Annotated in this window: 13 protein-coding genes and 1 pseudogene; 6 read left to right on the top strand and 8 right to left on the bottom strand. The window is 43.4% G+C overall.

Translation table 11 applies throughout. The features are described 5' to 3' along the window. Window positions 1-139 precede the first annotated feature (139 nt). Entirely contained in the window at window positions 140-472 is a 333-nt protein-coding gene (locus AC2TDN_RS19630; RefSeq protein WP_482065774.1) for an iron-sulfur cluster biosynthesis family protein, read from the top strand. After that, window positions 469-1035 (top strand): beta-class carbonic anhydrase, encoded by a 567-nt coding sequence (locus AC2TDN_RS19625; RefSeq protein WP_482065773.1) that lies wholly within the window; start codon window positions 469-471, stop codon window positions 1033-1035. Before AC2TDN_RS19630 ends, AC2TDN_RS19625 begins: the two co-directional genes overlap by 4 nt. A 24-nt stretch (window positions 1036-1059) precedes the next feature. On the opposite strand, the gene AC2TDN_RS19620 is transcribed toward AC2TDN_RS19625, so the two are convergent. Continuing rightward, the gene (locus tag AC2TDN_RS19620; protein WP_482065772.1) at window positions 1060-1599 is read right to left on the bottom strand and encodes a DUF309 domain-containing protein; all 540 of its coding nucleotides are present in this window, start codon (window positions 1597-1599) and stop codon (window positions 1060-1062) included. Between the two features lie 192 nt (window positions 1600-1791). Here AC2TDN_RS19620 and AC2TDN_RS19615 point away from each other — a divergent pair, with 192 nt between their 5' ends. The 3 genes from AC2TDN_RS19615 to AC2TDN_RS19605 all read left to right on the top strand — a co-directional run bounded on the left by AC2TDN_RS19615 (window position 1792) and on the right by AC2TDN_RS19605 (window position 4602). After that, window positions 1792-2208 carry a hypothetical protein gene (locus AC2TDN_RS19615; protein WP_482065771.1) on the top strand — a complete coding sequence of 139 codons (417 nt, stop codon included), beginning with the start codon at window positions 1792-1794 and terminating at the stop codon, window positions 2206-2208. Further along, window positions 2208-2489: a YxcD family protein gene (locus AC2TDN_RS19610; protein WP_482065979.1), complete on the top strand. Its 282-nt coding sequence runs from the start codon at window positions 2208-2210 to the stop codon at window positions 2487-2489. The genes AC2TDN_RS19615 and AC2TDN_RS19610 overlap by 1 nt, the downstream gene beginning before the upstream one ends. Window positions 2490-2694: 205 nt before the next feature. Beyond that, the gene (locus tag AC2TDN_RS19605; RefSeq protein ID WP_484689890.1) at window positions 2695-4602 is read left to right on the top strand and encodes a glycosyl hydrolase family 18 protein; all 1908 of its coding nucleotides are present in this window, start codon (window positions 2695-2697) and stop codon (window positions 4600-4602) included. A 100-nt stretch (window positions 4603-4702) separates the two neighbouring features. Here AC2TDN_RS19605 and AC2TDN_RS19600 read toward each other — a convergent pair whose 3' ends face one another. The 5 genes from AC2TDN_RS19600 to AC2TDN_RS19580 form a co-directional block, all read right to left on the bottom strand. Then, window positions 4703-6736 carry a putative bifunctional diguanylate cyclase/phosphodiesterase gene (locus AC2TDN_RS19600; RefSeq protein ID WP_484689888.1) on the bottom strand — a complete coding sequence of 678 codons (2034 nt, stop codon included), beginning with the start codon at window positions 6734-6736 and terminating at the stop codon, window positions 4703-4705. Then, window positions 6733-8400 (bottom strand): methyl-accepting chemotaxis protein, encoded by a 1668-nt coding sequence (locus AC2TDN_RS19595; RefSeq protein ID WP_482065768.1) that lies wholly within the window; start codon window positions 8398-8400, stop codon window positions 6733-6735. The genes AC2TDN_RS19600 and AC2TDN_RS19595 overlap by 4 nt, the downstream gene beginning before the upstream one ends. Window positions 8401-8423: 23 nt before the next feature. Continuing rightward, window positions 8424-9416, bottom strand: coding sequence for a BMP family lipoprotein (locus tag AC2TDN_RS19590; RefSeq protein ID WP_484689887.1), 993 nt, complete (start codon window positions 9414-9416; stop codon window positions 8424-8426). A 269-nt stretch (window positions 9417-9685) separates the two neighbouring features. Beyond that, window positions 9686-10258 (bottom strand): DUF305 domain-containing protein, encoded by a 573-nt coding sequence (locus AC2TDN_RS19585; protein ID WP_482065766.1) that lies wholly within the window; start codon window positions 10256-10258, stop codon window positions 9686-9688. A gap of 171 nt (window positions 10259-10429) precedes the next feature. Then, window positions 10430-10828 (bottom strand): hypothetical protein, encoded by a 399-nt coding sequence (locus AC2TDN_RS19580; RefSeq protein WP_482065765.1) that lies wholly within the window; start codon window positions 10826-10828, stop codon window positions 10430-10432. A gap of 287 nt (window positions 10829-11115) precedes the next feature. On the opposite strand from AC2TDN_RS19580, the gene AC2TDN_RS19575 reads away from it, so the two are divergent. Further along, window positions 11116-11535: a hypothetical protein gene (locus AC2TDN_RS19575; protein ID WP_484689885.1), complete on the top strand. Its 420-nt coding sequence runs from the start codon at window positions 11116-11118 to the stop codon at window positions 11533-11535. Between the two features lie 390 nt (window positions 11536-11925). On the opposite strand, the gene AC2TDN_RS19570 is transcribed toward AC2TDN_RS19575, so the two are convergent. Both AC2TDN_RS19570 and AC2TDN_RS19565 read right to left on the bottom strand, forming a co-directional pair. Continuing rightward, window positions 11926-12300 (bottom strand): RrF2 family transcriptional regulator, encoded by a 375-nt coding sequence (locus AC2TDN_RS19570; protein ID WP_484689957.1) that lies wholly within the window; start codon window positions 12298-12300, stop codon window positions 11926-11928. Between the two features lie 109 nt (window positions 12301-12409). After that, window positions 12410-12931 (bottom strand): annotated as a pseudogene (locus AC2TDN_RS19565) (GyrI-like domain-containing protein); the annotation flags it as partial. Between the last annotated feature and the right edge of the window lie 123 nt (window positions 12932-13054).

Genomic DNA, 13054 nt, shown 5'->3' with positions numbered 1-13054 from the left:
CAGTTATTCCGCCTTTCCATATTGTTATCGGATTAGTCCCATTCATCTGAACTTCACTTGATCTTCATTATTCCAATCCTTATAATCATCTTAAACCTGCTAGACAGACTGTGCAATAGAGAGAAAGAGAGGGAACCATATGCATATCCTATTTTCGAAAGCAGCCATTGATCGGTTATCTCCCTATTTACAAGACGGGAAACATCAGCTAAAGCTGCTCCATGATACGGAAGGCTGCGGCTGTGTCGTTAGCGGCGTTCCGGCGCTTCAGCTCATTAGCGAGCCATCGGTCGACGACAAGCTTGCGCAAGGCGAACCATTCCCCTTCTATTATGAACCTCGTCATGAGATTTTTTATGAGCCTCAGCTCCGGGTCGATTACAACGCGGTTAATGACAGCTTTAGTCTAAAGAGCGACAGCCAAATATATACGATTAACCTTCGATTCATAACAAAAGGAAGTGCAGCATGAACAAAATCGACGAAATTTTAACCTATAACAAACGATTTGTAGAAGATCGCGAATACGAAAAATATGCAACGAGCAAATATCCGAACAAACGGATGGTCATTGTCACCTGTATGGATACGCGTCTAACCGAAATGCTTCCTAAAGCGATGAATCTTAAAAATGGCGATGCCAAAATCATTAAAAACGCAGGTGCAATTGTCACTCAGCCCTTTGGCAACATCATGCGAAGTGTCCTCGTTGCGTTATATGAGCTGCAAGCTGATGAGGTGTTTGTCGTGGGCCATACGAACTGCGGCATGACCGGAATTAATCCCGAGCAAATTATTCACCACATGGAAGAACGCGGCGTTTCAACCGAGACCATTACTACGCTCAAGCACTCCGGGCTAAATCTTATGCGCTGGCTTACTGGCTTTGACAATGTGCGGGACAGCGTTATAAATAGCGTAAGCATCATTCGCAACCATCCATTGCTGCCGGCCAACATCCTCGTCCATGGATTAATCATTGATTCGGAAACGGGCGGACTAGAACTGGTTGACCCCGCTTATCAACAGGTTTAATAGAAAAAGGGAGCATAACGGCTGTTAAGACAGACCGCTGCGCTCCCTTTTCTTTGCTGTATAAGCTTCCATTCTTGCAGCGATAACATCGGAGCGGTCTCTTCTCGTATGTCGATGAATAATCGAATCATCGTCCATCGGACTAGGCGCACCCCATATTAGGCCTCGGCTTTCGCAAGCTTCCTGACATAAAGAAAAAACATCCCCGCTCAAGAGTTGCAGATTCAAATCCGCATACATCGAATCTTTGTCCATCTGAAGCGCAGCAATTCTCTGAATCAATTGCTTTTGCAAGCTGTCCTTATCGATGCCAAGCTCCTCAAGCGGAGATGCCGATAATTTCCGCTGGGCTTGTGCTAACATTTTTAAAGCTCCCTGCAAATTGCCTCTCCGTTCATGATAAAGTCCTACCGCCAGTTGGATAAGCCCTACCCAAGTATCCGCTAACGGATCTTCAGGATGCTCCTTCCAATACTCCTCAAGCAGCTCGTGACATTCAAAATAATCTCGAGTTGCATGGAATTCAACCAAATAAGTGATATAAGCATTGGGAAAATTATTCATTTCATCCTCCATGCAAGCCGAAATTGTAATGACGCTTTGTCATTATTTTATAAAAATATTAGCATATGTCGCTTATACTTTCATACATTTAAACCAATCCTATATAAATAAATGAAACCTGCAACCCCTATTAGCCGTATTTTAGTTGGTAAGCAATTGACTTATCAAGCATATCAGGAGGAGAAAAGACAGATGAAAAAGGGATTCATGGTCATGCTGGCATTCGCGCTATTCTTTACGTTAGGGTTCGGACAATATGCCGATGCAAAACCACGCGGCGGCATTAAATCTCCAAAGCAAGGCGTTACGCAAAACCCAAAGAAATCAGAAAATGTTAGCCAAACTAATCCCGGCAAAAATGCGGGTACGAATGCAGGAGCAACAAAACCAGGCTTTTTTAGCGGCGGCAGCCTAATGAAAGGCCTAATGATCGGCGGCTTGGCTGGTCTGATGTTCGGCAGCTTGTTCGCCGGAATGGGCGCATTCGGCAATATTCTTGGTTTAATGATTAACTTGCTCGCTATATTCGCGATCATTATGCTGATCCGCGTAGCGTTCGTCTATCTGCGCAGCAAGCGTAACCCTCCAGATCAACGGAGACCTTACTAATCGTGCGTATTTATACGGATGAAATTATAAACGCCATCTGCCTGAACATGGCCGATCGAAGGGGCGTAAGCCCTACGGACGTGGAAGTGCAGCTCTCATGGGAAGAGGAGTATGGATATACGGCCGAGGTTTGGGTAAATGGCCGCAGCCAGTTCATCATAGAGGCAAATATACTCGAGGCTATCGAGCAATATATCTATAAGCAATATAATCTCCGCGTCTTCCGCTCTAACATTACGCTGGACGCTGACGAGGAGTTTTGGGCTGACATTGCCGAGTAAGAACAGGAAAGCATCCAGAAGCTTGTCTTTATCATTCTGATAAAGCGGCTCATGGATGTTTTTTTTGTGCTTTTCCGACTATTCGCTTCGTCTGTTAATTATTACTAGTGAAATAAAGATAGATTTCCAGCAACCTCCCTTCTCCTCTTGCGTCTAACTATAGATGTGCGAGAGGAGAGTGTAGAGACAGCTAATGAGAAGAAAAATGAGCGCAGCTTTGATGCTGCTGTTGCTCTGCCAAACGCTAATGACAGGCACTGTCGGTATCGTAGACGCTGCAGCGACGCAAATGACAAAATTTCGAGTCTTCCAGAATGACCAAGCGCTGCGTGAATTCGCATCACAGGCGCAGGCGATCGCTTATGCCAAAAAATTTGGATACAGCCATGTGGAGAAAATTGCTGACCGCGGCTGGGTATGGGATAACTTCCCGCGCTATAAGCTTTATCAAAATGGCCAAACGAACTCAAAATGGGAGTTTAGAACCTATGATCAAGCATGGGCAGCTGCTAAGAAATTAACCAATGTACATATTCGCGATCTTGAAAACATCGGCTGGGCTTATCAATCTTATGCGAAATTCAAGCTATACCAAGGCGATAACACAAAGGAGAGCTGGTCCTTCCTTACGCTTGCAGCAGCTAAACAGGAAGCCGAAAATTGGGGCAACGCGCATGTAATCGAACTGTCGACGAACAAATGGGTTTGGGGCAACCAAACGGATGCTCAAATCAAAGCGCTGCGAGAGGCGAGACCTGTCTATCAAATGACGGTGGATGGGATCCCTGTTGAGGGGCAGCCGCTCTTTTCTTTCCTCCTTGATGCGATCAATGCTTCTTTTGATATCCCAGGCAGTGAAGTCCTTAACACAGCAACAAGCAAGGTCGTTCATTCGAATGTTCAAGATTATGTCGTTAAGCAAAATGGTACCGTTGTCAGCGCTACCATCAGTTTAGATGCCGCTGTACAGCTTGCAAAAAAAACACCGAATGCAGAGGTTTATTTTAAAGGCTACGTCTATTGGTCCGGCATTCCTTATCTATCCGTTTTTCAAGGTGAAATAAAACGAAGAGCGTTTAACACGCGAAGCAGCGCAATTGCGTTTGCAAAAGCGTATGCTAACAGCAGCGTAAGAACGAGTGAGGGCCGCAAAGTGTGGAGCAACGCCAAAACCCTCGTCTATCTGGGATGGAATGGCAGCGCGACAAGCCAAACGGTTTTAAGTCACGTGGCCAATACGCAAGGATTATCGATTGATTCTCCTACCTGGTTCGAGCTTGCCGCAGCAGATGGCTCCATTTCGGATACATCGGATCAAGCCACTGCAAGCATGCTTAAGAAGCAAGGCATTAAAGTAATGCCGCTTGTTCATAATCAATTCAATAAGAAGCTAACCTCAGCGTTTCTTGCCAACGCCTCTGCAAAGCAGAAGTTTATTGGCAATCTCGCAGCTAAACTCTCAAAGCTTGGAGCAGCTGGCGTCAATCTCGACTTTGAGGAAGTAGCAGGCAGCGATCGAAAGGCATACACCGCCTTCGTTACCGCACTAGCGAAAGCGGTTCATGCCAAAGGCATGCAGCTATCCATCGACCTGCCAAGAGGAAGCTTAAGCTGGAATCACCAGACCGCATATGATCATGTTTCTCTCTCAGCGGTGGTAGATACGGTCATCATTATGGCCTATGACGAGCATTGGAGCGGGAGCAGTACGCCAGGCTCCGTAGCGGGCTTGAAATGGGTAGAGGAAGGCGTACAGCAATTTTTAAGCTATGGTATTCCACGGAGCAAGCTCATGCTTGGCATTCCGTTCTATGTCAGAGAGTGGAAGCTCGATAGCAATAACAAGCTGGTCGGGAACCGTGCGATTTTCATGAAGGAAGTTCCAAAGCTAATCGCTGATACGAACGCTCAAGGCGTTTTAGACAAAGAATCGGGACAAATGAAATATAAATATATCAAGGATGGCTACACCTATCTATTCTGGGCGGAAACGGAAGCCACAGTCAAAGCACGCATCAATCTAGCAAAGGCTTACGATCTTGCTGGTGTCGCTGCATGGCGGCTCGGCTACGAGAGCTCTGATCTTTGGACGATGCTGCTTCGAATGAAATAGCAAGAAAAAGCCCCCATTCTCTGCAACAAGAGAATGGGGGCTTTTGTATATTTGTACATGGAAAGATAAATGCAAAATAACAAAGTTGCTTAAATCAACATTATGATTTCATAACAGCGAGTTGGATATAGTTTTCCATATCTTCGACAGGCAGCGGGCGGCTGAACAGATACCCCTGTACTTCATCGCAGTGATGCTCTTTTAAGAACGAGAGCTGTTCTTCCGTTTCTACCCCCTCTGCGGTTACGAGCAGATCGAGATGCTTTGCCATAGAAATAATGGTACTGACAATCGCTCGGTCATTCTCATCGAATGTCAAATCTCTGACGAAGGATTGATCAATCTTCAATCTATCGATTGGAAATTTTTTCAGGTAATGCAGCGAGCTATACCCGGTTCCAAAGTCATCGATTGCGATATGGACGCCCAATTGAGTGAGCTCTCTCATCATAGAGATTGCATGTTCGACGTTCATGGTCATGCTTTCCGTAATTTCAATTTCCAATAGATGCGGTGGCAAATGCGTTTCCTGCAATACTTTCCGAACCTCATCGACAAGATTCTGCTTAACAAATTGTCTCGTCGATATATTCACCGAAACTTTTACATCAAGCGCCAGCCCTTGGTCAATCCAACGCTTCATTTGCAAACATGATTCTAGCAGTACCCATGAGCCGATCTGGTGGATAAGTCCCGTTTCCTCCGCGATCGGTATGAATTTCCCAGGAGGAATCATTCCGCGTTCCGGATGATGCCAACGTACTAACGCCTCCAAACCGCTTAATTTATTCGTATGTACGTTAATCTGAGGCTGATAGTAAACGACTAGCTCCTGACAAGCCAAAGCCTTATGCAGCTCACTCTCCAAAATCAAATAATCGAACCCTTCCTCCGTAATTTCAGGATTAAAAAATTGGATACTGCCTCTGCCGCGTTCCTTGGCTTGATAAAGCGCTATGTCAGCGTTTTTGATTAACGTTTCGGAATCCGTACCGTCATAAGGGTAGATTGAAACGCCAATGCTTGTTGATAGATGAATGTTCATCCCTTGCAAGGAGAATGGCTTCTTGATTTCCGTAAGCATCGTATGCGCTAGCAACGATATTTCCGACTGCTCCGCATGCGGGATAATGACCATAAATTCATCACCCCCTACGCGTGATACGGTCGCCTGCTCTCCCACGCATTCGCTTAACCGACCAGCCACATGCTGCAGCACCTTATCACCGAAGGTGTGACCGAGCGAATCGTTAAATTTTTTAAAAAAATCGAGATCAAAAAACATAATGCCAACCAATACCCGGCTTTGCTCTGCATCATCCATAGCTTCATTTAGCTTTTTGTAGAAAAAATGACGGTTTGTCAGATTCGTCAATTGATCATGGTAAGCCATATATGCGACTTTCTCTTCCGATGCCTTTCGTTCTCTAATCATCGTATTGAACTTGATTGCCAGAACACCAAGCTCGTCATAATCGAATATCGTGGATTGCACCGCCAAATTTCCAACCTCAACCTGCTTAATCACTTGCAGCAGCTCATTGATGGATCTTGAAATGGTGCGATAAATTCGCCACGAAACAACGGAGGAGAGAAATAAGACTACGATACTGCTAATAATCGCAAAAGAAATGATTAAATGGACGCGCTTCTGCATTTCATTGTTTTTATCATCATAATAAAATTGAGATGTATGCTTAAGACGTGACACATCGTTCAAAACGCCTGACACACGAAATGAAACGCGCCTAGCCTCCAACCAATTATGAGATTCGATTATTTTCATCGCATCGTTGCGAAGCTGCTCAAACTTTTTCATTATGTGAGTCAAATACTGTTTTTCATCCGCATATAACTGCATCTCATTCATATTCCTGATATCCGAATGGATCTGCTGCAGCTTGCTGCGTATTTCGCCCTCGTTGTAATTCGAGGTCGAGTAGAAATAATTGGATAACGTTTGCTGCAAGGAAACGAATGAGCTCTCTAGTTTCTCGACGCGTATTAGTCGAGTCATTTCCTCTTTGGTCGAGGTTTGAATTTGCAGCATTGAAATAATAATGAAAGCGACCATAACGATGGCAAGCATTAATGGGAAAATCCCGTTAAAAGCAAATTTCTGCCAGAGCTTCATAATGTGTTCTCTTCATGCAATTTAAATCGTTCAAGCTGACTGTGAAGCTCGCTTGCAATTTGCATGAGATGCTTGACTTTATTCCGTGAAGACTCGAAAGCTTGCTGCTGTTCCAACGTAGATGCGGAAATCTCTTCGCTGCCGGCGGCCGACTGCTGTGTAACTGCGCTGATGTTTTCTACGGATTGCAGAACACGGCTGCTCTTTTCCTGTGAGACATTCATATCTTGCGTTAGATTTTGGAGCTGATTAACGATGTACTTTACCTTCTCTTCAATGACTTGGAAAGAATCCGATGTTTCATCCATAGCGCAAACTTGCTGCTTAGCAAGCTCGAGCCCATCTTCCATCAGGGTCGTCATCTTGTCCATGCGTTCTGTAATTTGATTCACTAAATTTAAAATGTGCGATGCTGTATGCGTAGATTGGTTCGCCAGCTTTTTGACCTCGGTGGCAACAACTGCGAAGCCGCGGCCCGCTTCACCTGCCCGTGCCGCTTCAATGGAAGCATTCAAGGACAACAAATTCGTTTGCTGTGCAAATCCGGTAACAAGTCCTGTTAACGTTTGAATTTCTGCGGCGCTTTCTGCCAAATCCTTCACCGATTGCTGCATCGTCTGCATCGATTCACGATTTTGACCAATTAATCGCTGCTGCTGCTTCATCGCCTCCTGGCCTATAGACACCGCATTCGCAGCCTCTTCACTATAATGGCTTGATAGAAGCGATGCTTTCACATTCGTTGTAAAGCCTTGCTGTACATCCTCCATTAAGCCAACGACAGTCATCAAATCCTCGGAGACGACCTGACTGCCTCTAGCCAGCTCATCGGTTGCGATTGAAATTTGGCTGACAATTTCCGATAAGATTTGATTGTCGGAATCAATCTCCTTGGCATTGATATCAATTTTTGAACCTGCTTCGCCTAAGGATTGCGCCATAGCATGCAGATTGCCGACCATAAGTGCAAATGATTGACTCATCTCGACGATTTCATCGCGTCCCTTAAGCTGCGGTACCTGGACACTTAAGTTGCCGGAGGACACTTCTCTTGCGCATTGATTGAGCTGGGAAATCGGATCAGTCATCCGCTTGGTCATAATTATACTGTAGGCGGCTGCCAGTAACAGAAGCGCGATTCCGCTGATCGCAGATACCGTCCATATTTGGTTTAGCTGCTTCTTAAGCTGCTCGTTTGCAGTTTTGTAATTGTCGTTAGAGGTTAAAACCAGTTCATGAATATCGTTCAGGATGCCAGCAGCACGCAGTGATTGCCGCTTTGCTTCCGCACTATTCCCCTCGTTTAGCGCTTTGTCCGCATCAGCCTTTAGCTTCTGGAATTTCACCGAAATCGCGATAATTCTCTTCTGTTCATGAGGATCTGTGATCTGTCCGTTTAATGCTTCGATTTGCTGATTCAACTGATTGAAGATGCTTGTTGCTTCCGATTTATTATTTTCACTCGTCACGAAGGAAAAGTTGCTTAGTGATTGCTGACTCAAAATCATCGTTCCCTTTAGTTGTTGGATGTTCATCATCGTTTCGACTTGTCCATTGCTAGAGGTCTGCAAGCTCGTCATACGAACGATAATATAAACAATAATTAAAATCGCAGGAACTAAGGAAGCTAATGCGTTCATTAACAATTTTTCGCGAAGTTTCAATGTCCATTACCTCCATTTTCCGCTTAAGGCTTGCTTGTCGTTATTGTAATTCCTCCGCTGAGCAGTGTGCTTTTGAGGCTTTCAAACGTTTTCTTTTCTTCCGGCGTAAATGAAGTGATTCGGAGCGGTGCCATTCCTACGCCATTTTCTTTGAGCCCGTAAACGATCTGCTTTTCCGGGAAATTCTTCTCCTTGAGAAACGTTTCAACAGCGGAATAGATGGCGACATCCACATTTTTCAGCATAGACGTAATGACCGCTTTTTCAGCAATAAAAAATTGATCATTGTCAACGCCAATAGCAAACTTGCCCCGCTTCTGCTCCTCTTGCAGTACGCCTACACCCGTATATCCGGCAGCAGCGAAAATAATATCGACGTTTTGATCATCATTCATTTTGGCTGCAAGCTGGCTGCCGAGCTCAGCATTGCCGAAGTCGCCGGCATATTCGACAATGACCTTTGCATTCGGATTCGCGGCCTTAACGCCGGATACAAAACCTTGACCGAACTTATGTATAACGGGAACGTCCATCCCACCGATGAATCCAACCGTATCGGTACGTGTTTTCAATCCGGCGACAACTCCGACCAAGAAGCTGCCTTCATCGTCTTTAAAGGTTAATGATGCAACATTAGGCAGCTCGGAAACATCGTCAATTAAAATAAATTGCTGTTCCGGATATAGCTCTGCTACCTTTTCCAAACTTTCTTTTACTGCGAAGCCTAGCCCTACAACCAGATCACATTGTTCGTTAACAAGCTCAGTTAGTCCTTGTTCAAAGCTTTCTATATCCGCCAATTCTCGATAATCTAATTCAATGCCTAGCTCGTCGCGCGCTTTCGTCAGTCCCGAGAAAGCCCCGTCGCTGAAAGATTGGTCTCCTAGACCGTCATTGGAAAGCATAATGCCAACTTTCAGGCGTTTGGGTGCGGCAGGCTCTTCCTTTAATCCGCATCCATTCAGTAAGATGGTCATCATGAGCGGGAAAAGAATAAGGAATCGAAATGATTTCATATTACTACATGCCCCCATTGAGTATAATGTCGAATTAAACAGGAAATTGTCTAATTAAGGTTATTGTAAGTTTCAATTAAGCTAGTTGTATTATGGGGATATTAAGAGATTGTAAAATCCGGGACTTTAGTGTCAATGTTGCGAGATAAGGAATAGAACTTTCAGCTCAACTATTCCGCTCTAAGAACTATTTTTAATAGATAGCATTGCCCTTGAATTGAAAAAGAAGACCATTATTCAATTGAATAATAAGGCCCTCTTCTTGAGTTTTAACAGTTATCAAGCTGTAGAAGCAGCAATTTCATTTTTTCTATACCCTCAGACTGAGAAGTGATAATGGCATTTAGAATAGACTGAAGTGCTGGACAGATCGGAAACGCAAGCGCGTTGTTTGACATTTGAACAGCGCCTTCGTGGTGAGGAATCATTTCTCGTACAAAATTAGCATTTACACCATTCGTAACAGGAGCTGACGCCATTTTACTAAACATCGATTCAGCTATCTCATTGAAATGATTATGATATCGATAGAGATCGGGGTTCGTATTTGTCATCAAGCTGCAGCTATATTGTATGGCCTGCATGCTGGAGATGCTTTTTGTTTGTTCAGAAATAATTGATGTGGCAATACTTTGCAGCTCAAGATTTGTTGTGTACTTAAGTATATTGTTGGACATTTCAATCGCTGCAAAATGGTGAGGAATCATCTGCTTAATAAAGTTGCTCGAAATACTTGTAGTGAGGGGTACAATGGTCATATTCCTTATCATCGTACTCAAGATATTGTAGTAAGTTTCTAAATAAACACTAGTCACATGGCTTAATGCGTAATTTCTATTCATTAGGATGAAATCCCCTTTCAGAATAGTATATGCATGGCATGAATGTCCGGTGCTCCGGGACAAATCTAAGCTGAGACAGATTGTTTTTTTCATTGTGACTTAGTTACGGTTTCTTCTATCCAGACCTAGGCGGTTCGGATCGTGTTATTCGTATCCTTTTCATTCTTCCTTCTAACGATATTTTTTAGAAACGATAAACTCTGTAATCGGAAGTGTTATAAATGCAAGCCCAATTGCGATGACTAGCGGAATATTTTTAATGTTATTTATTTCGAAAACTCTTTCCGAAACAATTAATACGATTAGCATGAATAGAAGTAATACATAATAACTTATTTTTGAACTTATCAATGTGATTTGTTTATCCAATTCATCCTTTTTACCTTCATGTTTTCCATTCTGTTCTCCCCAAGTCATAGATTGAAACAAAAATACAATGCCTAAAAAAACAAAAAAGATTGTGGAAGAATTTATTGTCTCCTTGGTCATCCATTCAAATACAGCTAAACCACCGGTGCTAATGATTATAATCAGAGAGCAGATAACACTTATTTTTTTTACGATTGTCACTTCTCACTCATTACTCCCTTCGAATGAAATATAAATAATTTCTCTATAGGAAGACCTAAGACTCTGGACAAAGTAAGTGCAAATTGTAAACTAGGATCATACTAGTTATTTGCGACAAGCCCTTCGTCTTTTTTGATCTCTAATGGTATTTTTCGACACAAACACCTACATAATGGAAATATATTTTCACATTCAGAATAGCATTAATTGATAAAATGTCAAACATCTTTTACATATGTTGCTTCGTTCAGCAACAAATATACGACCAAATCTTAGGAGTGTGAATAATGTCCAATACTCAACTCAAAAACGGAGAGCTAAACGTGATTTGCGCTGAAGATTGCGGAAATGCGCCTAAAAAAATGCTGATCAAGGATTTTAACATCGCTTTTGCAAATTACGATATTGGCTTTATTAATGAAAATATTTCGGGTGAGGTTCGCTGGAATTTAGTCGGTGAGCAGCTGGTTATTCAAGGGAAAGAAGTTCTAGCCGCAACGCTGGAACAAATGAAAAATAATAAAGCGATTGAATTACAAATCAATACCATCATTACGCATGGAAATACCGGAGCTGCAAACGGAATAATCAAATATGAAAAGTCCAAAACCTATGCTTTTTGCAATGTATATATGTTCAGCAGTGCAGCCAAAAATGCCAAAATAATAGAGATCACCTCTTACGTAATTGAAGTCCCGTCACCATAAGCTTCCCACATTAAAAAAGAGGCGGTCCAAAGCCTTATCATGGTTTCTTTCGTCCACTGTTGAAGTGAGGATTATAAAAGAGCTGAGCCTCCAACTCCACTGTCAAGGTGTGGTTGGAGGCTTTTTCAATTAAATATTTGAGTCTGGCTTATTCCGTATTTCGGTTTTGTGTCAGAGAAAGAGCGGACAGGAGATCCGTCCACTTAAACAAGGTTAAAATGGGGTTTTCTGAGTGATTAGCGGAACCTGAGTCCGCGAACGCCACAATAATCGTTGAATTAGAAAAAATAAAGGTTTCTCTTTCCGCTGAAGTCCCAGTTTACGCCTCCGCCAACTATGTGCTTAAATGCGCATTGGTTTGACTGCTGTTGATAAGCGCTTTACTAGCGCCTAGATGTATATGGTTAAATCGCAAAAAAAATCAACTCTCTTCATCACATCAACAATGGTATACTTCTGTAAATATTCAATCGTTCTCTGCTCGGCTTCAAAGAGAATCTTCTCTAGTTCCGTATCCAACTGCTGTCCGGCTTCTCCACAATCCACATCGACTTCGGGCTCAGCAGCCGAGTATATCTCCCCTAGTGTAATCTGATCTGCGGATTTCCTTAATGTATATCCTCCCTCTCTCCCTCCCTTGGACTCTACGATACCTGCTGTCGCAAGCGCCTGCATCACCCTGCGTAAAAAAGTAGCATGCGAATTTACTTGAGTGGCAATCATCGCGCTTGATAAAATGTTGCCGCTTTCCGCTAACCAAAAGATCGAATGAACCGCCTTTCATGTTCAAGTTTCACTCCCCTCCCCATCTCCAAAAAAACAAGAGCAGATGAGTCCCATCTTCTCAGGAAAATCATCCGCTCTTATCGTCCACTTACATTCCTTTTTTTAAAACCGGTATCCATATTTCGCTTCTAAAAGCCGGTGAGCTTACATCCTTATGCTCGTTCCACAGAAGTTCTGGCCCCATTGTTTGTTCGTAATTTGAGGATGGGAACCATTCGGAATAAATGCGTCCCCACACCTCTTGAAGCGCAGCAGGAAACGGTCCAACCGCTTCGAATACGGCCCATGACAATGCAGGCACTTCAAGCTGGGACAAGTCAGCTGGGCACTCGCTCGTCGTTGCAACGCCGATATAATGATCAAGCTCCCCCTTTTCCTCCATTCTGCCTTCAGAAAAGTTGGTGGATGCGCTAAGCAAACCAAGCGGATCGACATTTGACAAGCTTTTAAGCACATTAATCAACTCTTCATTTAAGCTTCCCCACATCGAAGCAATTTCCTGGTTAACGCCATGGAATACAATCGGAACCCTTTTCTTAAGCCCGATGATGCGAAATGCTTCTTTTTCTTCAATGCGATAGTTCATTTCACGGCCTCCTTTTATAGATAAATAGCCTCTCGGCATTTGCCGAGGCTGATGGGACAAGGGTTTCCTCGAACCATCTTTATTAGCATCCTCCTACTTGGGTAGGGGGATTTTTCATTTAATCCCATTTTTCATTATGGGAAATAT

The sequence above is a fragment of the Paenibacillus sp. Y660 genome, from assembly GCF_057221575.1.
The sequence above is the reverse complement of the archived record's forward strand: the minus strand, read 5'-3'. Positions and strand labels throughout refer to the sequence as shown.